The following is a 26,724-nucleotide window of genomic DNA, read 5'->3' on the forward strand; positions in this document are numbered from 1 at the left end:
AGATATTATGAAGATTATTAAAGGTGAAGTTTCAGTTCAAGCATTCCATTACGACGTTGAATCACCCAAAGCTGATGCCAAAACTAATTTGAATATCAGTATTGAGCATCCTGATTTAAAGGGTGAAGATGGCCAACCGCTCAACGAAGAAAAGGGAAAAATTTTACAAGTGGTCGTTCCATTCGACATTCATATGGAAAATGCCCCCTTCAAAGTTTCTGGTTTGATTGGTCAAGTAGTTCAACCGGTCGGTTTTCACGGTGAAATTCAAGACTTGGATGCTAAACAAGTACAACAGTTATCACGTCCAGTGATCGAATACATCGAAACATTGACCTATCAAGTAACTAGCGTTACGTTGAACCACGGCGTTTCGTTAAACTTTAACGATAATCCCCAATTTACACCTAATGAAGAAGTCAAAAAATTAAGAGCTGAAGAAAATAACAAAGAAGATAACAAAGAAGATAAATAAACAGTCCCTTGGGGCTGTTTTTTTTACCCATCAAAAAAGGTATAATTTTAGATGATTACTTTTTAAATTCATGTGAGGTACTTATGGTAAAAAAAAGGGCTAGTTCTACGCCTAGAAAGAGAAAAAATACAGTCAATAATTCACGTTTGATTCGTTCTTTGGTCAGTTTAGTTTGGATTATTTTATCCATTCTGGGATTGTTCAAATTCGGTATTGTGGGTAAGACTTTCGACAATATTTATCGAATCTTTGTCGGGGATAGTTATCCAGTTTTATTGATCATCAGTATTTTTGTTGGCGCCTTTATTATTGCGACCGGGCGGATACCCGTCATGACGCCAAAGAGAAACTTCGGATTTCTCTTCGTATACTTAGGAACATTAATTATTTTACACGGGATATTTTTCTCGAGCATGTCGTTATATCACAATTATAACCTCGTTACATGGAATACTTTAGCTGCCGATATGACTCAAGTTTCTGTCGATGGATCAGTTGGTGGAGGAATGATTGGCTCGTACTTGTACAGCTTCTTCATGCCAATGTTTTCTAGTACGGGAACTTATTTTGTTACGGCGCTGATGATTTTTATTGGAATACTAATGTTATTCAATGTCACTATGAAACAAGTTTCAATCGTAACGACCAATATTTTAGTAAAAATCAAACACGCTGGACTCAAGCTGAAGGAAATTATTTCCGGTCACTATAGTAATTATGTCGATCAAAGAGCCGCTGACAAGAAGCAAGCTGCTCAAACTCAGCCGACAGTCGAAAAGAAAAAAACAGAACCGGCGATCGAACGAGAATTCAAAGATATCAATCCTTTTGCCCATAAGGAAGAACCAGCGCCCAAAGAGCAACCGGAGGATTCTGAATTTCATATCGATCTACCCCAATCTTCTACGCCAACCGAAAAATCAGAACCAGAATCTGGCGATGGGAAAATCGTTTCAAAGCCCTATGGAATTGATGGTACGGAAGATAAAGACTTGCCAGATCCAGTCAGTTACAAGCAGAGTGAAGCAACCGACGACAGTGACTATCAGTTGCCATCGTCTGATCTTTTGAAACAAGTTCCTCAGACTGACCAAACTTCAGAAGTTAAGTTGATCGATGAGAATAAGGACAAACTGCGTCAGACTTTCAAAAGTTTTGGAGTCGATGTGGAAGTTAAAAAGGCCAGCTTAGGGCCAACAATCACCAAGTATGAAGTACAACCAGCTGTCGGGGTCAAAGTAAGTAAAATCGTCAATTTGGCTGATGATTTGGCTTTGGCGTTAGCTGCTAAAGACATCCGTATCGAAGCACCGATTCCCGGTAAGCCTTTCGTTGGGATAGAAGTTCCTAATAAGACGATCTCAACCGTTTCATTTAGAGATATTACTGAGAATCAAAAAGATAAGACGCATCCTCTGATCGTGCCTTTGGGAAAAGATGTTTCGGGTAATATTATCGAAGCAGATATCACGAAGATGCCGCATTTATTGATTGCCGGTTCAACAGGTAGTGGTAAGTCAGTCGCTATCAATACGATCATTACAGGTATTTTGATGAAAGCTAAACCAAGTGAAGTCAAGTTGATCTTGATCGATCCTAAGATGGTTGAATTGAATGTTTATAACGGTATACCGCAGCTATTGATTCCAGTTGTTACCGATGCACGTCGAGCTGCTGGGGCTTTACAAAAAGCTGTTAAGGAAATGGAACGCCGTTACAAATTGTTTGCTGAAACGAGTCATCGTAATATTGGCGAGTACAATGCCGATGTCGATAAGTTCAATGAGACCGCTGAAGATGACCAAAAGATGGAACGTTTACCTTATATCGTTGTTATCGTTGATGAGTTGTCTGATTTAATGATGGTTGCCGGACATGAAGTTGAAGCGGCAATCGTCCGTTTAGCTCAGATGGCACGTGCCGCTGGATTGCATATTATCATTGCCACTCAGCGTCCATCAGTCGATGTTATTACTGGTTTGATCAAAGCCAATATTCCATCTCGAATTGCCTTCGCAGTTTCCAGTGGGGTCGATTCCAGAACCATTTTGGATGCGGTCGGAGCTGAAAAACTATTGGGACGTGGTGATATGTTGTTCCAACCAATCGGTAAGAGTAAGCCGGTTCGTTTGCAAGGGGCTTATATTTCGGAGTCTGAAGTTGAAAATGTCGTCAAATTTGTAAGCAACCAGCAAGAGGCTGACTATGATGAAGATATGATTCCAACAGATGTGGATGAAGGTGGTTCCAGTGATGACAAGCCAGATGATGAGTATTGGGATGACGCGGTCGAAATGATCGTTGAAAAACAGTCCGCCAGTGTCTCAATGCTACAACGCCGTTTCAGTATTGGTTACAACCGTGCTGCTAGAATGGTCGATGAAATGGAAAATAAAGGAATCGTAGGAGCTTCAGAGGGTAGCAAACCTCGAAAGGTTCTGATAACGCCAGAACAATTAGAAATAATCAAAAAAAATCAGGTGAAAAATTGAGAAAAACATTAGCAAAAAATATTTTCTTAAATATTAATCCAATCAAAAAATTCCGCACCATCAAAATTCAAATGGATTTTTTAAGACCATTGGCAAAGGAAGAAACGACTAGTCGACGCTTGTTGGCAAATGTGATGTCAAATTCAACTGAAGATTATCCCAGTTTTCAAGCGATAAATGACCGAGAGATGGAACTTTATGGTTCGGAAATAAATGTCTTTACTCGCAATCTGTTGAATTTTAACGACTTAGCCTTCAGTGTTGAATTCGCTGATCCTAAGTTTTTGATCGATGGGCAAACTCAGATCAAAGACAATCTTGACCTACTAGGTGAGATCATCTTTAAACCTAATTTGGAGAAGGGGCAATTCAATCAGACGGCCTATGAGACTGAAAAACGCAATTTGATGTCCAATTTAGTTTCAATTCAAGACAATCAAGATCTCGTGAGTTCATTGGGATTAGCTAAGCTGATCTATCAAAATAACCCTGATCGGCAAATGCCTATTTTTGGAAATATCGACCAGTTGAACGAACTGACAAATGAGAAATTGATGGAAACATATCGTGACGTTATCAAAAACGATACGGTTGTGATCAACGTGGTTGGAAATTTGGATGAAGATGAATTTCTTCAACAATTGCTTGCTAGTGATTTTTATACTCAATTGAATGACCGTCATAACGCTTTGAAGATTGAATTCGATAAGTTTGATAAATTGATCGAAAAACCGGCAGTTCAAATCGAACACAAACATTTGAACCAGAGTCGCATTGCTTTGGCCTATGCAACTGAAGGTGTGTCAAAGGACTTCAACCGCATGGCTCCGCAAATTATGAACTTAATTTTGGGTGGCGACGATCAGTCACAGTTGTTCCAACAAGTCAGAGAGAAGAACAGCTTGGCCTATTCAGTTTCAAGCACTTATCAGCCGCTCAGTCATTTAGTAACGATCCAGGCTGGGTTAGATGCTGACTCCGTCGATAAAGCTTTGAATTTGATTCAGCAACAGATCGAATTTATCCGTGATGGTAAATTTACTGACAGTCAAATTCAACACGCCCAAAAAGTTATGCTGACACGTCGTAAAATTGCCACCGATTCGATTCAGTATTATATTATGCGCAGTATTTGGCAGACAGTTTATCCTAAAACGCTGCTGACTGACCAACAATTTGAAGCAGAATTGCAGAGTTTAGACAGAAAACACATTGCCAGCGTAGCGGATCACATGCACGCAATCGCTCAGTATCAATTGATTGGAGATTAGTATGACAGAAAACTTAGAAAAACAGACAAAAAGACTAGCCAATGGCTTACAAGTCAGCGTCGTACCAATGAGCGGCTTCAATCAAGTCTATGGTTTGGCGATGGCAAACTTTGGCTCAGTCGATACCAAAACTGAAAAGGGAACTTTACCATCAGGGATAGCTCACTTCATCGAACATAAATTGTTTGCTAAACCAGGGTATGATGTCTCAGAAAAATTTGCAGAATACGGTGCTAACTCTAATGCTTATACAAGTTACACTAAGACGGCCTATCTCTTCCAAACTTTAGAAAATCCTTACGATAATTTGAGAATTCTATTGGATCTAGTGCAGAATCCTAATTTCACAGCTGAAAACGTTGCTTCCGAACGAGGCATCATTGATCAAGAGATCCAAATGTACTTAGATATGCCTGAATGGGTCTTAGAACAAAGAATTCTCGGACAGTTGTATCCTAATGACCCAATTGCTGAAGACATCGCAGGGTCGAGTAAATCGCTTCAAGAGATAAATCACGAGAATCTTTTAGAAACGTATCGCCAAAACTACCGTCCTGATAATATGGACCTTGTTCTAGTTGGTGACGTCGATTTTGAAAAAGTTGTAAGTATTGTTGAGAATTCTAATTTCCATACAGTTGAGAAACCGCTGAAAAAAGTTTTCAATCAATTTGCACCGATCGGAGCTGGTGGCTCTGAAGAGATGGATATCAGTCAAGCTCGTTCAGCGTACGGAATTCGAATCGATACTGATATGACAGGCTATGATCTCGTTAAGAAACAGTTCGAATTGAATATGATCATGGAAACTCTGATTGGCGAATCGTCTACTAATTATCAAGAAATGAGTAAATTAAATTTGATTGATGATAGTTTTTCTTATAATGTTGTTGCAGAAAACAACTATTGTTTTATCATTATTAGTGGGTCAACTAATAATCCAAAACAATTTCAAGAATATTTACGTAATCATCTTTCTTATAAATCATTGAAAAATGTCTTGACCGATGCTAAATTTGAACGAATCAAGCGCGATGCTATTGGCTCGTATCTGTTTGCTCAAAATTCACCTGAAGCAATTGCCAATCAGATGGCTGAATTGTATTTCTACGATGTCGACTATTTGCAGTTGATTCACATGATCGACTCGATCAAGCAAGATGACGTTTTAAATATTGCTCAGAAATTTTTAAAGGGTGATAATTGCACCTACTACAATCTTTTACCAAATAGGAAGTAAGATATGTATGCATTAGTTATGGGTAGTTCCGGCGATATCGGAACAAGTACAGCCAAAAATCTAGCTGCCAAAGGATGGTCGCTTTACTTACATTACAATCGCAATCGGGATCGAATTGAAGAATTGCGTACGGAACTTGTAGAAAAATATCCCAAACAAGACTTCATACCAATTAAATTTGATATGGAAAATGACAATGTGGAAGATTTGACCAAACAGATCTTTGCCTTGGATGCAATCGTCTTTGCACAAGGGAATACTTATTATAAGTTGCTAGTCGATATTTCTGAAAAAGAAATCGATTCGTTGTGGAATATTCACGTTAAATTGCCGATTTTGATCTTGAAGCAATTACAAGATAAATTAGCCAATACGCATCACGGTCGAGTAGTCTTCATTGGTTCGATCTATGGCAAAATTGGTTCGGCAATGGAAGTGGTTTACAGTACTGTCAAAGGGGCCATGTCTTCATTTGCAGACGCTTATGCTAAAGAAGTAGCTTCCTTAGGTATTTCGGTCAACGTCGTAGCTCCAGGAGCTGTGAATACCAAAATGAACACTCAAGAGTTCTCCAGTGAGGATCTCGAAAGTGTCCGTGACGAGATACCTGCTGACAGACTGGCAAATCCAGATGAGATAGCCGATTTAGTCAGTTATCTTGTTAATATCAAATCCAACTATTTGACCGGCCAAACGATTTATTTTGCTGGTGGATGGTTACTATAAGCTACGTTAGTAGTTGTATAAAAATGTATGTTATACTTAGAAAAATTAGTTAATCGGTGGTAAATAATGGACGAAATTGGCCAAAAGTTAAGAAATGCACGTATCAAAAAAGGATACACAATTGATGATTTACAACAAATCACAAAAATTCAAAAGAGATATTTAATTGCAATCGAAGAAGGTCAATTCGACCATCTTCCGGGCGATTTTTATGTTAGAGCCTTTATCAAGCAATATTCCGATGCTGTCGGTATCTCTAGCGATGAATTGTTGGAAGAGTATAAGGCAGAGATCCCTAATTCTCAACCAACACAAGAGTCAGCACCTGAAGAAACTAAAACTCGGACCATTAAAGAAGAATCAAATTCATTCTTCTCCAATTTGGGTAACTATATTCCTCAAATTGTCGTTGGTATCGTAATTTTAGTTATTATCGGGGTAATTGCCTTTGGTATGGTTCACCGTAATCAAAGCGCTTCAAGCGTTACGATCCCTAAAGACAATACAACGCAAACAACCAAGAAATCAGCTACTAAGACTAAAAAGGCCGCTAAAAAAACGACTAAGAAGACAACTGAAGCAACTGGTGCCACAGTTAAAGAAAGCGATACAACTGGTACTTACACCGTTACAAACGTTCCTTCAGATGGTCTAAAAGTCGAAGTCGCTGGTAAGGGTGGTCAAGCTTGGATTCAATTTAGCGAAGGCGACAACACTACTTGGCAACAAGCTTTGGCGTCTGGTGAAAAGAAGTCAACAACTGTACCAAGCGATACAACAACCTTTACGGTTCAAACTGGTAATGTTAACAACACAACCATCACGATCGACGGTAAAGCAGTTGACTTATCAAAATCACAAAGCGGCGATACAATCGTCAAGACTTTGACATTTAATATTGAAAAATAACATAATGGTGTCTAATCTTTTAAAGGTAGGCACCATTATTTTGTTAAATTAATTATTTATTTTGGAGGATATTTTAATGGTTTGGAATGTACCGAACAAATTAACCATGTTTCGTATTATCTTGATTCCTGTATTTATTATTTTATTGGCATTTAATTGGAGTGGCTTAGGCGATATTTATGTTGCTAACGACTTGATCCCAATGAATCATGTTTTGGCAACCGTCGTCTTCATCATTGCTTCGTTGACAGATTTACTTGATGGTAAAATTGCCCGCAAATATCATCTAGTGTCTAACTTTGGTAAATTTGCTGACACGTTGGCTGACAAAATGCTCGTTATGACGGCCTTCATTTTTCTCGTTAGTTTCAAAATGGCCCCAGCATGGGTCGTTGCTATTATCGTTTGTCGTGAGTTAGCAGTTACTGGATTGAGAACGATCGTCTTGGAATTTGGTGGTAAAGTTATGGCTGCCCAAATGCCTGGTAAAATCAAAACTACTACTCAGATGTTGGCCATTATTTTCTTGTTGATGCACAATATTTTCTTCTCTGCTATTGGTATTCCTATTGGTGAGATCTTCTTGTACATTTGTTTGATCTTCACAATTTACTCTGGTGCAGATTACTTTATTCAAAGTAGAGATGTTTTTAAATCATAAATACGTATTTTGAAAGGTAGAGCAATGAAAGAGAAAGTAGCTGAAATTTTTAAAATAGTCGAACAAGCTGATTTTGAAAAAGGTTGGCCTAATGAATTTGTCGATTATCCACTTCAAATAGTAAATTATTTGAAAAAAGATCAGTTGAAGATCACTGCGGCTGAAAGTTTGACGGCAGGGATGTTTCAGTCGACGATTGCCCAAGTTCCCGGTGCCTCGAATGTTTTTGACGGTGGCTTTGTTACTTATGCTGACGAAGTTAAGGTCCAACTATTAGGTATGGATCCTCAATTGATAAAACAATTCACAGTCGTCAGTGCACCAGTCGCTCAGTCAATGGCCAAATTGTCAGCTCAAAAACTTTCAGCTGATATCGGAGTCGGTTTTACTGGTGTCGCTGGTCCAGATCCACTGGAGGGAAACCCTGTTGGAACAGTCTTCATTGGCACAGCTAACCGTAAGAACAACCAGGAGATCGTCAAAGAATTTCACTTTACAGGTTCACGTCAAGCTATCCGAAATAAATCAGTGCTTTGTGGATTTGCTCTTGTTCAAGAAATAATATAACGAACAAACATTTGTTCGCTTTTTTCTTGCTTTTTTGGTAAATTACTAATAATATATCTAGTGATGAATGCATTAGGAGGAAAGCAATTTGGCTAAAGATGAACGACAAAAGGCTTTGGATGTAGCCTTAAAAAAGATTGAAAAGGACTTTGGTAAGGGTGCCATTATGAGAATGGGCGATGATCTCAACACCCAAATTTCAACCGTATCTACTGGTTCATTAGCTCTCGACAACGCTTTGGGCGTCGGTGGCTTTCCACGTGGAAGAATCGTTGAAATTTATGGACCTGAATCATCTGGTAAAACTACTGTAGCTTTACATGCTGTTGCTGAAGTTCAAAAAGAAGGCGGTACGGCTGCATATATCGATGCCGAAAATGCCATGGATCCTGCATATGCCACAGCCTTAGGTGTAAATATTGACGACTTGCTGTTATCACAGCCTGATACTGGTGAACAAGGTCTAGAAATTGCTGATGCCTTGGTATCTAGTGGTGCGGTCGACATCGTTGTTGTCGATTCTGTTGCTGCCTTAGTACCACGTGCCGAAATCGAAGGCGAAATGGGCGATGCTCACGTTGGTTTGCAAGCCCGATTGATGTCACAAGCTTTACGTAAGCTTTCTGGCTCGATCAACAAGACTAAGACGATTGCTTTGTTTATTAATCAAATTCGTGAAAAAGTTGGTATCATGTTTGGTAACCCTGAAACAACTCCTGGTGGCCGTGCTTTGAAGTTCTATTCAACGATCAGACTTGAAGTACGTCGTGCTGAACAGATCAAAGACGGTTCTGACGTTATCGGTAACCGTACTAAGATCAAAGTTGTTAAGAACAAAGTTGCTCCACCATTTAAGGTTGCTTTGGTTGATATCATGTATGGTCATGGCATTTCACAAACTGGTGAATTAGTTGATATGGCAGTCGAAAAGGACATTATCGACAAGTCTGGTTCATGGTACTCATATGGCGATGAACGAATCGGTCAAGGTCGTGAGAACGCTAAGGCATACTTAGCTGCAAATCCTGACAAAATGGCTGAGATCAGACAAAAAGTCCGTGACGCTTACGGAATGGATGGCAAGCCTGAAGAGGATCAGACAGATGATTCTGCAACTGACCAAAAAGACAAATCCGAAAAAACAGACAAAAAAGATGATGGAAGTATCGATTTAATTCCTGATTCAGACGAAAAAGAGACTAAATAGGTCTCTTTTTTTCTTTTTAGTTGGTTGACAGGGCGTATTTATTCTATAATATTAAGTTGTATGTAAATAACCTGTAACATATGAATTTTTTACAAACAAACTTTTTAAAAAGCAAATATGGAGGTGATGGCATGTATCCTGCTATCATAACCTTCTCTTTCGCTCTAGTAACATTAATCGTAGGTATCCTCTTCGGATATGCTCTCTGTAAGGATGCTTATGAGAAAAAACTTTCACAAGCTAAACAAACTGCTGAAGATATTGTTTCAGACGCTAAAAAGGCCGCTAAATCCTTGAAAAAGGAAACACTACTTGAGGCTAAAGATGAGGTTCATCGTTATCGTGAAAAACAAGAGGATGAATTAAAGGAACGTCGTAAAGATATCCAGAAACAAGAAAATCGAGTTCTCGAACGACAAGATATTTTGGATAAAAAGGACCAATCGCTTGAAAAACGTGAGGAAAATATCGAAAATAACGAGAACAACATTTCGGCACAACAACATAAACTTGATGAAAAGAATAAACAATTGACTGATACTCTTAATGAACAGCAAGCGGAGCTGGTAAGAGTAAGTAACTTAACTCGTGAACAAGGTAGAAAGATCATTCTTGATAAATTGAACGGGGAATTAGTTCATGAACGTGCCAAGATGATCAAAGAAAGTGACGAACAAGCTAGACAAAGTGCCGAAAAAGATGCTAAAGCTTTGATTGTTGCAGCTATTCAAAGAAGTGCAGCTGATACTGTTTCAGAATCAACTGTCACAACTGTTACTTTACCTAATGAAGACATGAAAGGTCGTATCATTGGTCGTGAGGGTAGAAATATTCGTACGATTGAAGCGCTTACAGGCGTTGATTTGATTATTGATGATACACCAGAAGCGGTCGCTTTGAGTGCTTATGATCCAGTCAGAAGAGAAATCGCTCGGATGGCTTTGGAGAAATTAATTGAGGATGGTCGTATCCATCCAGCACGTATTGAAGAGATGGTTGATAAGGCCAGAAAAGAAATGGACGATCATATTCGTGAAGTCGGCGAACAGACTGTCTATAGCTTAGGCATCAGTTCGATGAATCCTGATTTGATCAAGATCATTGGACGCATGGAATATCGTACGAGTTACGGTCAAAATGTTTTAGATCACTCGATTGAAGTAGCTAAATTATCCGCAGTAATGGCTTCTGAGATGGGTGAAAATGTTATGTTAGCAAAACGAGCAGGTTTATTGCACGATATCGGTAAAGCTATCGATCGTGAAGTTGACGGATCACACGTAGAAATAGGTGTTGATATCGCCACTAAGTATAAAGAACCAGAAGTAGTCATTAACACGATTGCTTCACATCATGGGGATGTAGAACCAACATCATTAATTGCTACAATCGTTGCTGCAGCGGATGCAATTTCAGCATCACGTCCAGGCGCTAGATCAGAGTCAATGGAGAATTATATCCATCGTCTTGAAAAGCTAGAAGAGATTGCCAACAAGCATGAGGGTGTTGATCATTGTTATGCAATTCAAGCAGGGCACGAAATTCGTGTCATGGTTAAGCCAGAAGAGGTCTCTGACGATCAAGCTGCAATTTTGGCTCGTGATATCAAAGGCGAGATCGAAGAGAATCTTGAATATCCTGGTCATATTAAAGTCACGGTGGTTCGTGAAATTAGAAAAGTTGAATTAGCAAAATAATAATTATTGAGGGGTGCGTCTATGGATGCACTCTTTTTTAATTTCTTTTTGGAATGGCCACTTATTATTGTATAATTATTCTATTAATGGAAAGTGAGTTTTTCTAAAATGTCGGGTATGTTTAGTGTAATAGTAAAATTATTTTTAACGATGATCTTGTCGGCTGCAGTGACTCCTTTTGTAGTGAAGTTAGCTTATATTCTCGGGGCGGTTGATAAACCCAATGCTCGACGGGTTAATGTTAAGCCGATGCCTACAATGGGTGGATTGGCCATTTTTTTAGCGTTTAATTTCTCAACGTTTGTGTTATTACGTGAACAATTCCCTACACATGAGTTATTCAGTGTGTTCTTAGCGGAATGTATTATCATTCTTACTGGTATTATTGATGATATTCGAGAATTATCGCCCAAATCCAAATTAGCTGGTATTTTGGCAGCTGCTTTGGTTGTTTACTTTTTGGCAGGAATCAGAATGAATGAAGTCACCTTGCCTTTTATTGGTTCATTTCATTTGGGCTGGTGGAGTTTGCCGATCACGATCATTTGGATCATTGCCATTACTAACGCGGTCAACTTGATCGATGGGTTGGATGGCTTGGCAACCGGTGTTTCGATCATTGCCTTATTTACCATGGGAGTCATGGCCTACTTCTTCTTGAACATGACTAACGTTTACGTTACTATCTGGATCTTTACATTGGTAGCGGCTTTGATTGGTTTCTTGCCACATAACTTCCATCCGGCCAGTATATTCTTAGGGGATACCGGATCACTGTTCATCGGGTTTATGATGGCGGTTTTCTCATTGAAAGGTTTGAAAAACGTTACTTTTATTACTATGATCATGCCAGTTGTGATTATGGGTGTGCCAATTACTGATACTGTCTATGCGATTTTGCGTCGACTTTTGAACAAAAAGCCAATCATGCAAGCAGATAAGCATCACTTGCACCACAGATTGATGCAACTTGGCTTATCGCATCGACAAACAGTTTTGGTTATTTATGGATTGTCATTGGTCTTCGCTTTTATCGCCATGCTCTATCCACTGTCAACTCTTTGGGGCAGCATGTTGTTGACGATTGGCGTATTGATCGGTTTGGAACTCTTTATCGAATCGATCGGTTTGTTAGGTGATGATCGCCAGCCACTACTCAAAGCAATTCAAAAATTCGTTAAACGATTAGAAAAGAAAGATTAGAAGCAGACGCCGTTATGACGCCTGTTTTTTTGTCTCTAGAGTCGATTCCACAATACCTAGACAAAGAATCTCTTGAGCTCTTTGGTTCGTAGGTAGTATAAAATAAGCAACCCCTTTTAAATTAAATCCAAGGAGCAACAAGATGGAACTGAGTGAACAATTAAAGAAGTATCGTAAACAAGAACGTTTGACGCAAAAAGAATTAGCAATGAAATTAAATGTCTCTGATAAAACTATTTCGAGTTGGGAGACGGGACGGACTTATCCGGATATTTCGTTATTATTGAATCTCAGTTCTGTTTTGAAAGTTTCCTTAGATGAATTTTTAAGAGGAGATATCAAAACGGTGGAAAAAATTGACAAAGATTTGAAGTTGAAGAAAGTTTACAAGTATTGGTTGATAGCGCTACTAATAGTGTTAGTGGCTATCGGTGGGAGCACGGTATTTTTGCATACGTATCAATATCGTAATGATTTGGTAGACCGCTTCAATCCGTTGTTGCCAACCAAAATAGGCTATGCTGCCTTGCCAACTGAAAAAACGGCGGTGGCAGCAGATTATACGACGATAAAAGCCGATAATAAAGGTAAAGCAACCAAGTTATTGGGATCACCATTTAAACATATGGTGGTTACCGACGATGCTTGGGGTAATTCACATTTTTTGAGTTTTTATGGGGGACTGCCACCAGAAGATAAACCGTATGCGATGGTCGAACATAAAGGTGGCTATGTTTCCCGCATCAACTTTGTTTCTTGGGAGACCATTCCAAAGTCGATCCGAAATAATATGTTTAAAAATTATTCTGATTATCGAGGAATGTATCAGGATACTGCTGAAGCCAATAAAAAATTAAAGGGCAGTTATCATCCTGATATCAGAGATGGTTTCATGATGCGAACTGGCAAATATTAATAATTAGGGTAATAAAAAATAGCAATCAGAAATCCAATCTTTGGGTTCTTTTTTCAAGTTTGGTTGTTCACTGCCGTCTTCCATGAAATCCCGGCGGATTGCTGGAACGCTGTGAGAGCAACTTAGAGCCAATTATGGTTCAAATTGTCTCCAAGCTTGTCTGTCTCTAACCTGGCAAGGTACGCCAGCCAAGAGACTACCACGGCTGAGCATCCGCCGGGATTCCATTCCAGACTAAACGGTTTTTTATTTGTTTTACATTAGTAGTATTAAAACTTTAAATCTAATGATTCGATATTTTATTTAAAACAATACTAAAATAGGTCATCCAGCTGATTTTTGGATGACCTATTAATGTATCTAAATAATTGTATATAACCAAACTTGAAAAAGAGCCATTTTGAAGTTGGCTTTTCTGATTGCTATTTTAATTGGCGGCAATAGGAACTTGTTTGTATAACTTTTTAGTCTCTTTTAACGTAATTTGATTTTGAAAGAGGTCACGGATATTTTGGACTGCTTCGTCAACAATATCGAGGTCCAAATAGATCTGACATTTAATATCGGCGGCAAATTGTTTGTCTTCCAAAATAATTTTTTCATTTTGGGCATAATTCTCGAATTTATCGAAAAGATGATAAGGAATCGTCAATTCAAACCCTTGTTGGATCCGATTTTCAACGAGACCGATTTCCTTGATGGCTTCAGCGGTAGTGGACGAATAAGCTCTGATCAAGCCACCAGCACCGAGTTTGATGCCACCGAAGTATCTAGTGACGACAACAGTCACGTTTTGCATCTCTTGTTGCTGTAAGACATTTAAAATCGGTGAACCAGCTGTACCACTGGGTTCGCCGTCATCAGACATACGTTCGATCAAGACGTTTTCCATAACGATAAAGGCAGTACAATTGTGGGTTGCACCGGATTCTTGTTCACGGATCTGTTGAATAAAGGCCTTAGCCTCATCTTCGGAAAAGGTTTGTGCAACGTGGGCGATAAAACGAGATTTTTTGATGATTTTTTCATGACTGCCAGTTTCGGCAATAGTTTTATAATTTTGCAAAAAGCGAAGCTCCTTTACGTATTTTTTAGTATGGAAAAAATAAATGAATTATATGGTGGACGTATTTTTAACGTGAAAGATTTTACTCCTTCACAATTAAACTATTTGATTAAAAATGGTAGTCGTTTGTTAGAGGCAACGGTTAAGAAAAATAATAAACTATTTTGTCGGCGTTGCCTAATGGAAATCACTAAATTGCCAATTCCCTATCAATATTGTCGCAACTGTATCAATCTAGGCAAGATAAGCGTTAACAATCAGTTGATAATTACCCCGACAGACATCAAATATCCAACTCAGGACCAATATTTACAATGGCAGGGTCAACTGACTACCAATCAAGCTAATGGCGTCAGAGAGCTTTTAATGGCTTTTAAGAAACACCAAGATCATTTGATCTGGGCCGTAACTGGTGCTGGTAAAACGGAAATGATCTTTCCATTAATTGAAGCGGCATTAGAAGATCATCAACGTGTAGCGATTTGTTCGCCAAGAGTCGATGTCTGCATCGAACTTTTCCCGCGGATCCAAGATGTATTTCCTAATACGACGGTAGGATTGTTTCACGGAAAAAGTGAAGAATCATATCATCAGACGCAGATTGTTTTGGCAACGGTCCATCAATTGATCCGCTTTGAGAAGGCTTTTGACGTCTTGATAATCGATGAGGTGGACTCTTATCCCTTAGCAGGTAACGAAATGCTGCATAAGGCAATAAAAAAGGCTCCTAAGACTAAAGGAATGACAGTCTATTTATCAGCGACACCGCCACAAGAATTACTGACGGCGGTCAAAAAAGGGGAATTGACCCTGACTAAATTGTACCAGAGATTTCACGGTCATCCGTTACCGGAACCACAGTGCCATCTGTTGTTCAAAAATTTGAATTTTTTCGGTATCAATCCGCGATTACGGTTAAAAATCAATCAGATGATCAGACACAAGCAACGATTTATGCTCTTTTTTCCACAAATTCCAACAATGAAATCATTCGCTAAACAATTAACAAAATTATATCCGACATTAACGTTCGTCGATGTCAGTTCTAAGGATGAACAGCGTTTAGCAAAGGTCCAACGATTTCGTGAAAAGAAAGTCCAAGCTATTTTAACTACGACCATTTTGGAACGGGGCGTGACATTTAAAAAAATTACGGTAATTGTTTTGAACGCCGACGCAGTTGAGTTTTCGAAGACGTCCTTGATACAAATTGCCGGAAGAGCCGGACGGGGCAAGGATTCTTTTGATGATGAAGTTCATTTTTATTATCAATATTACAATCGACAGATCAAGCAAGCTTGTGCTGAGATACATGAATTGAATCGGCAGGCACGCAAATGAAATGTCTTAATTGTGGCAACGACATAGCGAATAATTTGCAAGTGAAAGAAATATTTTTATTTAATGAGATCCCCGAAAATTATATTTGCAATTTATGCCGCAGTCAGCTGGCACCACTGGCTAATCGCAATAATTGTCCGCGTTGTTTCAAGCCCGAGATTAATGGTATCTGTGACGATTGTAAGATGTGGGAGCAAAAATATCAGATTATTAATTGTCATCAGGCTTTGTTTGAGTATAATCAGTTCATACACAACTACTTCAAGTTGTATAAGAGATATGGAGATGTCTTGTTAGCCAAGCTGTTTTATCAAGACATAAAGAACTGGTCTTTGAAGAATCACTTTGATGTAGTTACGTATATTCCTGCCAGTCAGAGTCACTTGCAAATTCGGGGTTTTGATCCAGTGTATGAATTATATGCTGATATTTTTGATTTGCAGCCACTGTTAACGAAGGTGGATTCAGATAAACCACAGGCGCAGAAGAATCGTTTGGAAAGATTACGTACGCCCCAGACATTTTCACCGCTGCCGGCAATGGCTCAAATTCAAAAAAATCAAAGTATTTTGATATTAGATGATATTTACACAACTGGACGAACGTTGATGCATGCTCATGATATATTTTTTAAGGCAAACTTTAAAAAAATAACTACGTTTTCATTATCTAGGTAATGGAAACGCTGTCATATTGGCATAAAAATATTATAATTGCATTAAAGAGATGCGAGAACGCTCTTTAATTTCCTATCGTCGGAAGGAGAGATTATTATGTTAACTATTAATGTACGTGGTGAAAATATCGAGGTAACTTCATCAATTCGCGAATATGTCGAAAAAAGACTTTCTAAAATGGAGAAATACTTTAGTGAAGAAAGCAATCCAATTGCCCATGTAAACTTGAAAACATACCCTTCAAAAGGTACAAAGGTTGAAGTAACAATTCCATTGCCATATATCACACTTAGAGCTGAAGAGGTCAACGATGACTTGTATGCCGGAATTGATCTTGTAGTTGATAAGCTTGAAAGACAAGTTAAGAAATTCAAGACACGTGTAAACCGTAAGAGCCGTGAAGGTGGCAGTCTAAAGGATATTCCTTTGGATGACGTAACACCTAAAGACACTGAGGAAGACAAATCAGAAATTGTTAGAACAAAACGCCTTTCATTGAAACCAATGGATGCCCAAGAAGCTGTTCTACAAATGGAAATGCTCGGCCACGAATTCTTTATCTTTGAAGATTCAGAAACAAATGGCGCAAGCATCGTTTATAAACGTAATGATGGCAGATATGGCTTGATCGAAACAAACGAATAAAAAATAATTAAACTAAGCTGAGACTTTAGGTCTCAGCTTTTTTTGTGCCTTTGTAAAGCATTCTTAACACAAAGAAATGAAAAATGGTGTATCATTGTAACTCTGAAAGTCTGTTTAATTGATATTAAGTTTAAAAGTATAAAAAAAAATGCTACTATTAAGAGTATGTTTATAACACTTAGGAGAGATATATTAATATGGCAAATCCACTAAGAAGATGGGTCGAAAGCGATAAAAGAGAAGTTAAACGTATGGGCAAGATTGCCGATAAGATTGAAAGCTATGCTGATAGTTACAGCAAACTTTCTGACGAAGAACTTCAAGCTAAGACTCCTGAATTTAAAGAAAGACTAGCAAAAGGCGAAACATTAGATGATATTTTGCCTGAAGCATTCGCTACAGCCCGTGAGGGTGCTAAAAGAGTTCTAGGACTATACCCATTTAGAGTGCAATTGATCGGTGGTATTACTTTGCATGAAGGTAATATTGCGGAAATGAAAACTGGTGAAGGTAAAACTTTGACAGCTACATTACCAGTTTATCTAAATGCTTTGGCCGGCAAGGGTGTTCACGTTGTTACCGTTAACGAATATCTATCTGGCCGTGATGCTAAGCAAATGGGTGAACTATATAACTGGTTAGGTCTTACAGTTGGCTTGAACGTCAACAGTATGGATGCCGAAGAAAAACGTGCAGCCTACAACTGTGACATTACATATTCAACTAATAGTGAACTTGGCTTTGATTATTTGCGTGACAACATGGTTGTTTACAAAGAACAAATGGTTCAACGTCCATTGCACTATGCAATTGTCGATGAAGTTGACTCCATTTTGATCGATGAGGCTAGAACGCCTTTGATCATTTCTGGAGCGGCTGAAAAGTCAACTGCTATGTATGTCCGTGCTGACCGTTTTGCTAAGACGCTTGAAAAAGATGACTACAAGATCGATTGGCCTACAAAATCAATCAGTTTAACTGAAACTGGTATCAGAAAGGCTGAAGATTACTTTGGCCTTGATAACCTTTACGATATTGACAACACAGTTTTGAACCACCATTTGGATCAAGCTTTACGTGCTAACTACATCATGAGTTTGAATATTGATTATGTGGTACAAGAAGGCGAAGTTAAGATCGTTGATCAATTTACTGGTCGTGTTATGGATGGTCGTCGTTATTCTGATGGACTACACCAAGCTATTGAAGCTAAGGAAGGTGTAGAGATCCAAGACGAAACTAAGACTATGGCTAACATCACTTACCAAAACTTCTTCCGTATGTATGACAAGCTTTCAGGTATGACAGGTACTGCCAAGACTGAAGCTGAAGAATTTAGAGAAATCTACAACATGGAAGTTATCTCAATTCCTACTAACAAGCCAGTTATTCGTGTTGATAAAGAAGATGTTCTTTACCCAACATTGAAGAGTAAGTTTGCGGCAGTTGTTGAAGATATCAAACGCCGTCATGCCAAGGGTCAACCTCTATTGGTCGGTACTGTTGCGGTTGAATCTTCAGAATACCTATCTAAATTACTTGATAAAGAAGGTATTCCTCACGCTGTCTTGAACGCTAAGAACCATGCTAAGGAAGCTGAAATCGTTATGAACGCCGGTCAACGTGGCGCCGTAACTATCGCTACTAATATGGCTGGTCGTGGTACTGATATCAAGCTTGGACCTGGTGTTAGAGAACTTGGTGGTTTGTGTGTTCTAGGTACAGAACGTCACGAATCACGTCGTATCGATAACCAACTTCGTGGACGTTCAGGTCGTCAAGGTGATCCTGGTGTGACTCAATTCTACATGTCACTAGAAGATGACTTGATGAAGCGTTTTGGTTCAGATCGTATCAAGCGTGTTCTCAAGGCCTTGAAGATCGAAGATGACGATGCTGTTATCCAAAGTCGTATGATGACTCGTCAAGTTGAATCCGCTCAAAAACGTGTTGAAGGTAATAACTACGATACTCGTAAGAATACTCTTCAATATGATGATGTTATGCGTGAACAACGTGAAGTTATCTATAAAGAAAGAATGGAAGTTATTAATGAAGACAAGGATCTTGACCGTGTCTTGCTTCCAATGATCGAACGTACTATCAAGGCCCAAGTTGCCGTTCACACGCAAGGCAAGCAAGAGGATTGGGAATTAGATGCTATTGCTGACTTTGCCAAAGCTGCCTTGGTCAGTGAAGATCAAATGACAGTTGTTGACCTTCAACTCAAGAGTGCTGATGAAATCGTTAAGTTCTTGATGGACTTCGTTAAGAAGAATTACGATCAAAAGAAAGATCAACTTGGCGACCCTTCACAAATGCTAGAATTTGAAAAGGTTGTTATACTAAGAGTTGTAGATGAACACTGGACTGATCACATTGATGCAATGGATCAATTACGTCAATCAATTGGTCTCCGTGGTTATGGACAATTGAATCCTTTGGTTGAGTACCAAGAAGAAGGATATCGTATGTTTGAAGAAATGATTTCTGATATTGAATATGATGTTACAAGATTATTCATGAAGGCCGAAATTAGACAAAATATGGAAAGATAAAAAGCGGGCCTAGAGCCTGCTTTTTTTATAAGGGTGATTACATGGAATTCGGAGAGATCAAGAACAAGATTTCTGACATGGAAAACAAAATAACTCAATTTAGGGGGTCTCTTTGACTTAGAAAACCTTGAAGAGAGTATCGCCGAAAATGAAGCTAGAATGACTGAGGATGGCTTTTGGGATGATCATGAAAAAGCCCAAAAGTTGATCGATGAAACAAATAGTCTCAAAGATAAATATGATAATTTCAAAAAACTCAGTGATGGTTTGGAAGATCTGAAAGTACTAGCAGAACTTTATCAAGAAGACCCTGAAGATGAATTGATGCAACAATTGGAAGATGATGCTGAGTCATTGGCTGAAAAATTGCGTTCGTATGAATTGATGATGTTATTGTCGGAACCTTACGATTCACACAATGCCATTCTAGAAATTCATCCAGGAGCCGGTGGGACTGAATCTCAGGACTGGGGTTCGATGCTGCTTAGAATGTATCAACGTTGGGCCGACCAACACAACTTCACCGTAGAAATTGAAGATTATCAACCAGGTGAAGAAGCTGGTATCAAGAGTGTTTCAATGATGATCCGGGGTAAAAACGCTTATGGACTTTTGCGCTCGGAGCGTGGAGTTCATCGGTTGGTTAGAATTTCACCATTTGATTCTGCCGGCCGTCGCCACACGTCATTTGCGTCGATTGATGTGATGCCTGAACTTGATGACAGTATCAACATCAAAATTAATGATGATGATTTGCGGGTTGATGTCTTCCGTTCATCTGGTGCTGGTGGTCAACATATCAACAAGACCTCATCAGCGGTCAGAATCACACATTTACCAACTGGTATCGTCGTTAGTTCTCAAGCCCAACGTTCACAGTTGCAAAACCGTGAAACCGCAATGAACATGTTGAAAGCTAAACTCTACCAACGTGAACAAGATGAACAAGCCAAGAAACATGCCGAAATTCAAGGGGAACAGTTGGATATTGGCTGGGGCTCACAAATCCGTTCGTACGTCTTCCATCCATACACAATGGTCAAAGATCATCGCTCAAATTACTCGACAAGTAATGGTCAAGGAGTAATGGATGGCGATTTGGATCCATTTATTTATGCTTATCTCCAATGGAAATTACAAGGAGTCAAACAATGAAAAAGAAAATCTTAGTTGTTGATGATGAACCTACGATTTTAGAGTTGATTGAATATAATTTGGAAAGCAATGACTATCAAGTAACAACGGCTACTGATGGTCAGATGGCTTTTGACAAAGTAAATTCCGACGTATTTGATCTGATGCTTTTGGACCAAATGTTGCCTAAATTGAGTGGTATCGAAGTACTTAAAAAGATGCGAAAATCAGGCAATTTAACGCCAGTTATATTCTTGACGGCAGTAGATTCTGAGGATAACAAGATTGAAGGCTTGATCAGCGGGGCGGATGATTATATTACTAAGCCATTCAGTATCAAGGAGCTTTTAGCTAGAATCAAGGTAGTTTTGCGTCGGACTTCTAAACAGGAGCGAGAGAACCAATTTCAGCTCAATACCGATATTAAAAGTTTAATTATTAATGATAAAGAAATAAGTTTAACCAAAAAGGAATACGAATTACTGGAGTTTTTGATTAGAAACAAAGGAATCGTGGTTTCTAGAGAACAGATATTTGATAACGTTTGGGGAATAAATTCCAATTCACAAATGCGTATGGTCGATATCCAAATTAGTCATCTCCGTGATAAAATTGAAAAAGATACAAAGAATCCACAAATAATAAAGACCGTGCACGGTTTCGGTTATATTTTAGAGGTATGATAATGAAAAGAAAATTAGGACCTATCATTGCTATTTTGATTTCGATAATTATCTTTGTCGTTTTTGCATTTTTCTCAGATAGCATTTTGGGAGATTCACAAAATGATATGTTTACCGAAGAAACTATTTCTTATCAAGAATTAAAGAAAAATCACGAACCTGCTGAAGCAGCCAAAATTGCAGGTTTGAGTTATGTCGACAGTCGCAAGGAAAACACGGCTATGCAAAAAAAGGCCTACGATATGTTTCATCGTGGCCGCAGTACACCGGGCAAAAACTATGTAACTGACACGACATTCAATACGCGGATCATGTATTATATGTCAGGTTCCAATCGTAACATTGTTGCTAAACGTTACAACCGTCTTTGGAGTCAAGCGCCAATGACGTTCATTTTGATTGCTTTAGTGTACTTTATTATTACTGATTCAGTGATTTTATTTTACTATCGCAAGCGCCAACTTTTGAGCAAAGACATTCAAAGCGTAACTGAGAACTTGCGTCGAGTACGTAAGAATAAGGAAATTGCTTCATTGATTTTGGCACCAGACGATGAATTGTATGGCCTAGTAGAACAAACTAACAAGATCAGTATGGATATCAACGAATTGCGAGACGACGTCAGATTACGTGAGAGACGTTTCAAAGGGTTGGTCGGACATTTGCCAATCGGGGTCATGCTCTTGAATTCACAAGGGGATGTCTTGATGCACAACCAAGCGATGGCAAGTCTCTTGGACGTAAATATTTCCAATGATATTCATCCATTTATTGAAGATATTAAAACTTATAGTTTGAGTCGAATGATCGAACATACTTTGCGTAAGAACAAGAACCATCATCGTGAAGTTCAGTTGGTCGGTAATTCACAGAAGTACGTCGACGCTAATGTGATTCGTTTGATCCATTCACAAGAAGACTTTGATCAACAAGTCTTGGTGATCTTGTACGATCTAACGGAGAGTCGGCAATTCGAACAAGTTCAAGTCGACTTCGTCAATAATGTCAGCCACGAGTTGAAGACGCCAGTAACGTCGATCGAAGGGTTCTCAGAGACACTGTTGAATGGTGCCAAAGATGATCCTAAGAAACTGGATCACTTCTTAGATATCATTCACAGCGAGAGTGTTCGCTTGTCTGAATTGATTCAAGATATTTTATCCTTGTCGAAAGTTAAGAAGGAAAATGCAAAGACCGATATGATCAATTTGAAAGAAGACATCGGTCACATTTTGGACCATCAAGAATTGGCAATCAAGAAACATAATTTAACCGTTAAACAGGAATATACTGGTAATTCTGAAGTAACTGTCAATAAAGAGAAGGTCAACTTGATTTTCCGTAACTTGATAAAGAATGCTATTTCATATAATAAAGAAAATGGTGAGATTGATATTGAAGTTCATCATGATGAGATCGAAAACCGGATCAAGTTCATTATCAAAGATACCGGTATCGGTATTTCAGAAACTGATCAGAGTCGAGTCTTTGAAAGATTTTATCGTGTCGATCGTTCCAGAAGTTTAGAAACTGGTGGAACTGGTTTAGGACTGGCCATTGTTAAGGAAACTTTGGATACTTTAGACGGTGACATCAGGGTCGAATCACACATGGGACTAGGAACGAAATTTATCGTTGACATACCATTATAAAAAAATTGCTGCAACAAAAATATTTAATTTTGTTGCGGCTTTTTTTTATACAAAAAATATACAATGTTGTAATATCCTAGGTGGATAGAGGTGAGAACATTGAAAAAAAGACTTGTCGCATTGTTTGCAATTATGATTCCCATGATCTTTGTTTTGAGTGGTTGCAAAGGCAGCGGGAGCCAAGAAACTATTACAGCAGTTGGATCGTCAGCTGCTCAACCCTTAGTAGAACTTGCCGGGGAAGAATTTACTAAGGATAATCCGAATGAATACGTCAACGTCCAAGGGGGCGGAACCGGTACAGGACTCAGCCAGATCCAACAAGGTGCCGTTAATATCGGTAATTCTGATTTGTACGCTGAACAGAAAAAAGATATCAACGCTAGCAAACTTGTCGATCATCGTATCGCTGCAGTTGGAATGATTCCCGTCGTCAATAAAGATGTTAAAGTAAAATCTTTGACTATTAAGCAATTGAGACAGATTTTTTCGGGTCAAGTAACGAATTGGAAACAAGTTGGTGGTCAAGATTTGCCAATAACGATCATTAATCGTGCTGACGGTAGTGGTACTCGTGCATCGTTTGAGAGTGATGTTATGAATGGCACGCCGTTTGTTCGTGCGCAAGAACAAGATTCTAGTGGGATGGTTCGCCAAATTGTTTATAACACTCAAGGTGCTATTAGTTACTTGGCGATGCCTTATTTGAACGATACGGTTAAGACGGTCAATGTTAATGGCGTCAAGCCAACTATCGAAAATATTGAAAACAATAAGTGGGAAATTTGGTCATATGAGCATTTATATACTAATGGTCAACCAACCGGCATGACTAAAAAATTTCTCGACTTTATTATGACTGACAAAGTTCAAACTAACGTCGTCAGAAAAATGAATTATGTGCCAATTAAAGAAATGAAGTATCAAAAAGATTATAAGGGCAATGTTACGCCCGTATCGAAGGGGGTAAACTAATTTGAAAGATCCAATTAGAGAAAGTTTAACCAAGAAATCCGTCTCAGCCAAACGTGAAACTCGCGGTAAAATTATTTCCTTTAGTTTTACGGCTATTATTGTGCTGTTAGTGGTCACAATTATTGGTTTTATCGCATCACGTGGGTTGATAATTTTTATCAAAGATGGAGTTAACCCTATCGACTTTTTGACGCATTCAGTTTGGTCACCTAATAAATTAGATAGTGCAGGGCATCCAATTGTTGGAGCAGCACCAATGATCGTTGGTTCATTTGCTGTTACCTTGATTGCGGCTTTGATTGGTACGCCATTTGCGATTGCGGCGGCTATTTTCATGACCGAAATATCGCCTAAATGGGGTCGAAAGATTTTACAACCAGTTATTGAATTATTGGTTGGTATTCCTTCAGTTGTTTATGGATTCATCGGCTTAACGATCGTTGTACCATTCGTGAGAAAGATCGCTGGCGGCAGTGGTTTTGGTATTTTGGCTGGTTCATTCGTGCTTTTCGTTATGATCTTGCCAACTATTACGTCAATGTCAGTCGATGCTTTGAGAGCCGTTCCTCGTTATTATCGTGAAGCTTCTTTAGCTTTGGGGGCTACGAGATGGCAAACTATTTCCAAAGTCATTTTAAGAGCTGCAACGCCTGGTTTATTGACGGCAGTGGTCTTTGGAATGGCCAGAGCCTTCGGTGAAGCTTTAGCGGTACAAATGGTTATTGGTAACGCAATGTTGTTGCCACAGAATTTAGTCTCACCATCATCAACTTTGACCAGTGTTCTAACAATGAACATGGGTAACACTATTATGGGATCGACTGCTAACAATGCCTTGTGGTCATTAGCTTTACTACTATTGTTAATGTCGCTGTTGTTCAACTTTGTTATCAGAAAAATTGCTAAGCGAGGTGAATTCTAGTGTTTAATGAAAAAGTTAAAGACAAGATTGCCACCGCTATTATTTATTTAATGTCTGGTATCATCGTGTTGATCCTAGCAGGATTATTAGTTTACATTTTAGGAAGTGGTTTGCGCTACGTAAACTGGCACTTCTTAACTTCAGGTTCAAAAGCTTTCCAAGCCGGCAGTGGTGTAGGAATCCAATTGTTCAATTCGTTCTTCCTGTTGATTCTTTCAATGTTGATTTCGATTCCTATTTCGATTTGTGCGGGAATCTATTTGTCAGAATACGCTGGTAAAAATAAATTCGTTGAATTGATCCGAGTTTCAATCGAAGTTTTGAGTTCGTTGCCTTCAATCGTTGTTGGTCTATTCGGATTCTTGATCTTCGTGATTAGTTTCAAGTTTGGTTTCTCGATTCTTTCGGGAGCTTTGACTTTGACGGTATTCAACTTACCAATTTTGACAAGGAATGTTGAAGATTCACTTCGATCAGTCTCACAATCACAACGTGAAGCTGGGCTTGCTTTGGGTTTGTCCAAGTGGGAAACAGTTATCCACGTTATTATTCCTGATGGTTTGCCTGGTATTATTACCGGAATGATCATCGGTGCTGGTAGAGTGTTCGGTGAAGCAGCTGCCTTGATCTATACAGCCGGTCAGAGTGCACCACCATTGGACTTTACTAATTTCAATGTCTTCAGTATTACCAGTCCTTTGAATTTGATGCGACCTGCGGAAACTTTGGCAGTTCATATTTGGAAAGTTAACTCAGAAGGATTGATCCCTGATGCAGTCCAAGTTTCAGCTGGGGCTTCAGCAGTTTTGATCATCGCTGTGTTGCTGTTCAACTTGCTTTCTAGATATATTGGCAATTTAGTTTATAAAAAGATGACGGGTGAGTAATATTATGGATGAACAAGCAAACCAACAATACATCCTTCATTTAAATGAGGATGAACATGAAATTGCTATGGAAACAAAAGATCTACAAGTTTTCTATGGTGAAAAAGAAGCCATGCATAAGGCATCGTTGCAATTTGAAAGATATAAGATCACATCTTTGATTGGAGCATCTGGTTCAGGTAAATCAACGTACTTACGTTCTTTGAATCGAATGAACGACAATGTTCCAGGAGCTACGGTCAAAGGTCAAATAATGTATCGTGGCTTGGATATCAATAAGGATAATGTTGATATTTATGAAGTTAGAAAGCATATCGGAATGGTTTTTCAAAGACCAAATCCATTTTCTAAATCAATTTATGACAATATTACTTTTGCTTTAAAACGTCATGGTTTACATGATAAGAAACAATTAGATGAAATTGTCGAGACGACTTTGAAACAGGCCTCACTTTGGGACCAAGTCAAAGACAATCTTGGCAAAAGTGCATTAGCGCTCTCTGGGGGTCAACAACAACGTTTATGTATTGCCCGAGCAATCGCAATGAAACCGGATATTCTTTTGATGGATGAACCTGCGAGTGCTTTGGATCCAATCTCAACGTCTAATGTTGAAGAAACAATGTTAAGTTTGAAGGATAAATTTACCATCATTATCGTGACGCATAACATGCAGCAAGCAGCCAGAATCAGTGATTACACAGCATTTTTCCATATGGGACATGCTGTTGAATTTAACGAAACTAGAAAGATCTTCACACGTCCACATATCAAGACGACTGAAGATTATGTTTCTGGACACTTTGGATAGGAGCGCTAA

The 26,724-nt window shown here is 38.8% G+C and carries 24 protein-coding genes; 23 read left to right on the forward strand and 1 reads right to left on the reverse strand.

Annotated features, from left to right (window positions below; all coding sequences use genetic code 11):
- Positions 1-7 precede the first annotated feature (7 nt).
- The 12 genes from FD29_RS08505 (at position 8) to FD29_RS08560 (ending at position 13,364) form a co-directional block, all read left to right on the forward strand.
- Positions 8-475 carry a DUF1149 family protein gene (locus tag FD29_RS08505; RefSeq protein ID WP_057888515.1) on the forward strand — a complete coding sequence of 156 codons (468 nt, stop codon included), beginning with the start codon at positions 8-10 and terminating at the stop codon, positions 473-475.
- An 83-nt stretch (positions 476-558) separates the two neighbouring features.
- Entirely contained in the window at positions 559-2,967 is a 2,409-nt protein-coding gene (locus FD29_RS08510) for a DNA translocase FtsK (protein WP_057888516.1), read from the forward strand.
- On the forward strand, positions 2,964-4,238 hold the full coding sequence (yfmF, locus tag FD29_RS08515) for an EF-P 5-aminopentanol modification-associated protein YfmF (RefSeq protein ID WP_057888517.1): 1,275 nt from the start codon (positions 2,964-2,966) through the stop codon (positions 4,236-4,238). The genes FD29_RS08510 and yfmF overlap by 4 nt, the downstream gene beginning before the upstream one ends.
- Before the next feature lies 1 nt (position 4,239).
- Complete coding sequence (gene yfmH / locus FD29_RS08520) at positions 4,240-5,478, forward strand: EF-P 5-aminopentanol modification-associated protein YfmH (protein ID WP_057888518.1); 1,239 nt, start codon at positions 4,240-4,242, stop codon at positions 5,476-5,478.
- A gap of 3 nt (positions 5,479-5,481) precedes the next feature.
- Positions 5,482-6,204, forward strand: coding sequence for an elongation factor P 5-aminopentanone reductase (gene ymfI / locus FD29_RS08525; RefSeq protein ID WP_057888519.1), 723 nt, complete (start codon positions 5,482-5,484; stop codon positions 6,202-6,204).
- Positions 6,205-6,270: 66 nt separating this feature from the next.
- Positions 6,271-7,113, forward strand: coding sequence for a helix-turn-helix domain-containing protein (locus tag FD29_RS08530; protein ID WP_057888520.1), 843 nt, complete (start codon positions 6,271-6,273; stop codon positions 7,111-7,113).
- A 76-nt stretch (positions 7,114-7,189) separates the two neighbouring features.
- The gene (pgsA, locus tag FD29_RS08535) at positions 7,190-7,774 is read left to right on the forward strand and encodes a CDP-diacylglycerol--glycerol-3-phosphate 3-phosphatidyltransferase (protein ID WP_057888521.1); all 585 of its coding nucleotides are present in this window, start codon (positions 7,190-7,192) and stop codon (positions 7,772-7,774) included.
- 24 nt (positions 7,775-7,798) lie between these two features.
- Positions 7,799-8,341 (forward strand): CinA family protein, encoded by a 543-nt coding sequence (locus FD29_RS08540; RefSeq protein ID WP_057888522.1) that lies wholly within the window; start codon positions 7,799-7,801, stop codon positions 8,339-8,341.
- Positions 8,342-8,429: 88 nt separating this feature from the next.
- Entirely contained in the window at positions 8,430-9,548 is a 1,119-nt protein-coding gene (recA, locus tag FD29_RS08545) for a recombinase RecA (RefSeq protein ID WP_057888523.1), read from the forward strand.
- A 131-nt stretch (positions 9,549-9,679) separates the two neighbouring features.
- Entirely contained in the window at positions 9,680-11,245 is a 1,566-nt protein-coding gene (gene rny / locus FD29_RS08550) for a ribonuclease Y (RefSeq protein WP_057888524.1), read from the forward strand.
- Positions 11,246-11,362: 117 nt separating this feature from the next.
- A complete protein-coding gene (locus tag FD29_RS08555; protein WP_057888575.1) occupies positions 11,363-12,448 on the forward strand; it encodes a glycosyltransferase family 4 protein in 1,086 nt (361 codons plus the stop codon).
- A gap of 142 nt (positions 12,449-12,590) precedes the next feature.
- Entirely contained in the window at positions 12,591-13,364 is a 774-nt protein-coding gene (locus FD29_RS08560; protein WP_083477824.1) for a helix-turn-helix transcriptional regulator, read from the forward strand.
- 427 nt (positions 13,365-13,791) lie between these two features.
- On the opposite strand, the gene FD29_RS08565 is transcribed toward FD29_RS08560, so the two are convergent.
- Positions 13,792-14,430 (reverse strand): YigZ family protein, encoded by a 639-nt coding sequence (locus FD29_RS08565; RefSeq protein ID WP_057888525.1) that lies wholly within the window; start codon positions 14,428-14,430, stop codon positions 13,792-13,794.
- A gap of 72 nt (positions 14,431-14,502) precedes the next feature.
- Between FD29_RS08565 and FD29_RS11430 the strand changes: the two genes are divergently transcribed.
- The 11 genes from FD29_RS11430 (at position 14,503) to pstB (ending at position 26,715) form a co-directional block, all read left to right on the forward strand.
- Positions 14,503-15,771, forward strand: coding sequence for a DEAD/DEAH box helicase family protein (locus FD29_RS11430; protein WP_057888526.1), 1,269 nt, complete (start codon positions 14,503-14,505; stop codon positions 15,769-15,771).
- Complete coding sequence (locus FD29_RS08575) at positions 15,768-16,448, forward strand: ComF family protein (protein WP_057888527.1); 681 nt, start codon at positions 15,768-15,770, stop codon at positions 16,446-16,448. The genes FD29_RS11430 and FD29_RS08575 overlap by 4 nt, the downstream gene beginning before the upstream one ends.
- 96 nt (positions 16,449-16,544) lie before the next feature.
- Positions 16,545-17,093, forward strand: coding sequence for a ribosome hibernation-promoting factor, HPF/YfiA family (gene hpf / locus FD29_RS08580; protein WP_057888528.1), 549 nt, complete (start codon positions 16,545-16,547; stop codon positions 17,091-17,093).
- 197 nt (positions 17,094-17,290) lie between these two features.
- Positions 17,291-19,651 (forward strand): preprotein translocase subunit SecA, encoded by a 2,361-nt coding sequence (gene secA, locus FD29_RS08585; protein ID WP_057888529.1) that lies wholly within the window; start codon positions 17,291-17,293, stop codon positions 19,649-19,651.
- Between the two features lie 41 nt (positions 19,652-19,692).
- Positions 19,693-20,806 (forward strand): peptide chain release factor 2 gene (prfB, locus tag FD29_RS08590; protein WP_147007898.1). Its coding sequence is split into 2 segments (ribosomal slippage): positions 19,693-19,764 and positions 19,766-20,806, totalling 1,113 coding nucleotides; the frame shifts between segments, so codons are not numbered across the junction.
- On the forward strand, positions 20,803-21,468 hold the full coding sequence (locus tag FD29_RS08595) for a response regulator transcription factor (protein WP_057888531.1): 666 nt from the start codon (positions 20,803-20,805) through the stop codon (positions 21,466-21,468). The genes prfB and FD29_RS08595 overlap by 4 nt, the downstream gene beginning before the upstream one ends.
- 2 nt (positions 21,469-21,470) lie before the next feature.
- The gene (locus FD29_RS08600) at positions 21,471-23,120 is read left to right on the forward strand and encodes a sensor histidine kinase (RefSeq protein ID WP_057888532.1); all 1,650 of its coding nucleotides are present in this window, start codon (positions 21,471-21,473) and stop codon (positions 23,118-23,120) included.
- 132 nt (positions 23,121-23,252) lie between these two features.
- Positions 23,253-24,095, forward strand: coding sequence for a phosphate ABC transporter substrate-binding protein PstS family protein (locus FD29_RS08605; protein ID WP_169787460.1), 843 nt, complete (start codon positions 23,253-23,255; stop codon positions 24,093-24,095).
- 1 nt (position 24,096) lies between these two features.
- Positions 24,097-25,017 carry a phosphate ABC transporter permease subunit PstC gene (gene pstC / locus FD29_RS08610; protein ID WP_057888534.1) on the forward strand — a complete coding sequence of 307 codons (921 nt, stop codon included), beginning with the start codon at positions 24,097-24,099 and terminating at the stop codon, positions 25,015-25,017.
- Positions 25,017-25,904 (forward strand): phosphate ABC transporter permease PstA, encoded by an 888-nt coding sequence (gene pstA, locus FD29_RS08615; protein ID WP_083477826.1) that lies wholly within the window; start codon positions 25,017-25,019, stop codon positions 25,902-25,904. The genes pstC and pstA overlap by 1 nt, the downstream gene beginning before the upstream one ends.
- Positions 25,905-25,908: 4 nt before the next feature.
- The gene (gene pstB / locus FD29_RS08620) at positions 25,909-26,715 is read left to right on the forward strand and encodes a phosphate ABC transporter ATP-binding protein PstB (RefSeq protein WP_057888535.1); all 807 of its coding nucleotides are present in this window, start codon (positions 25,909-25,911) and stop codon (positions 26,713-26,715) included.
- The last annotated feature ends 9 nt before the right edge of the window (positions 26,716-26,724 follow it).

Origin of the sequence: Companilactobacillus mindensis DSM 14500, assembly GCF_001434275.1 — a bacterium.
Classification (GTDB): Bacteria; Bacillota; Bacilli; order Lactobacillales; family Lactobacillaceae; genus Companilactobacillus; species Companilactobacillus mindensis.

Bases quoted from the DNA above. Each gene is read 5' to 3' on its own strand.
- FD29_RS08505 (WP_057888515.1), top strand. From the start codon at position 8: ATGAAGATTATTAAAGGTGAAGTTTCAGTTCAAGCATTCCATTACGAC.
- FD29_RS08510 (WP_057888516.1), top strand. From the start codon at position 559: ATGGTAAAAAAAAGGGCTAGTTCTACGCCTAGAAAGAGAAAAAATACA.
- yfmH (WP_057888518.1), top strand. From the start codon at position 4,240: ATGACAGAAAACTTAGAAAAACAGACAAAAAGACTAGCCAATGGCTTA.
- ymfI (WP_057888519.1), top strand. From the start codon at position 5,482: ATGTATGCATTAGTTATGGGTAGTTCCGGCGATATCGGAACAAGTACA.
- FD29_RS08530 (WP_057888520.1), top strand. From the start codon at position 6,271: ATGGACGAAATTGGCCAAAAGTTAAGAAATGCACGTATCAAAAAAGGA.
- pgsA (WP_057888521.1), top strand. From the start codon at position 7,190: ATGGTTTGGAATGTACCGAACAAATTAACCATGTTTCGTATTATCTTG.
- FD29_RS08540 (WP_057888522.1), top strand. From the start codon at position 7,799: ATGAAAGAGAAAGTAGCTGAAATTTTTAAAATAGTCGAACAAGCTGAT.
- rny (WP_057888524.1), top strand. From the start codon at position 9,680: ATGTATCCTGCTATCATAACCTTCTCTTTCGCTCTAGTAACATTAATC.
- FD29_RS08555 (WP_057888575.1), top strand. From the start codon at position 11,363: ATGTTTAGTGTAATAGTAAAATTATTTTTAACGATGATCTTGTCGGCT.
- FD29_RS08560 (WP_083477824.1), top strand. From the start codon at position 12,591: ATGGAACTGAGTGAACAATTAAAGAAGTATCGTAAACAAGAACGTTTG.
- FD29_RS08575 (WP_057888527.1), top strand. From the start codon at position 15,768: ATGAAATGTCTTAATTGTGGCAACGACATAGCGAATAATTTGCAAGTG.
- hpf (WP_057888528.1), top strand. From the start codon at position 16,545: ATGTTAACTATTAATGTACGTGGTGAAAATATCGAGGTAACTTCATCA.
- secA (WP_057888529.1), top strand. From the start codon at position 17,291: ATGGCAAATCCACTAAGAAGATGGGTCGAAAGCGATAAAAGAGAAGTT.
- FD29_RS08595 (WP_057888531.1), top strand. From the start codon at position 20,803: ATGAAAAAGAAAATCTTAGTTGTTGATGATGAACCTACGATTTTAGAG.
- FD29_RS08600 (WP_057888532.1), top strand. From the start codon at position 21,471: ATGAAAAGAAAATTAGGACCTATCATTGCTATTTTGATTTCGATAATT.
- FD29_RS08605 (WP_169787460.1), top strand. From the start codon at position 23,253: ATGATTCCCATGATCTTTGTTTTGAGTGGTTGCAAAGGCAGCGGGAGC.
- pstB (WP_057888535.1), top strand. From the start codon at position 25,909: ATGGATGAACAAGCAAACCAACAATACATCCTTCATTTAAATGAGGAT.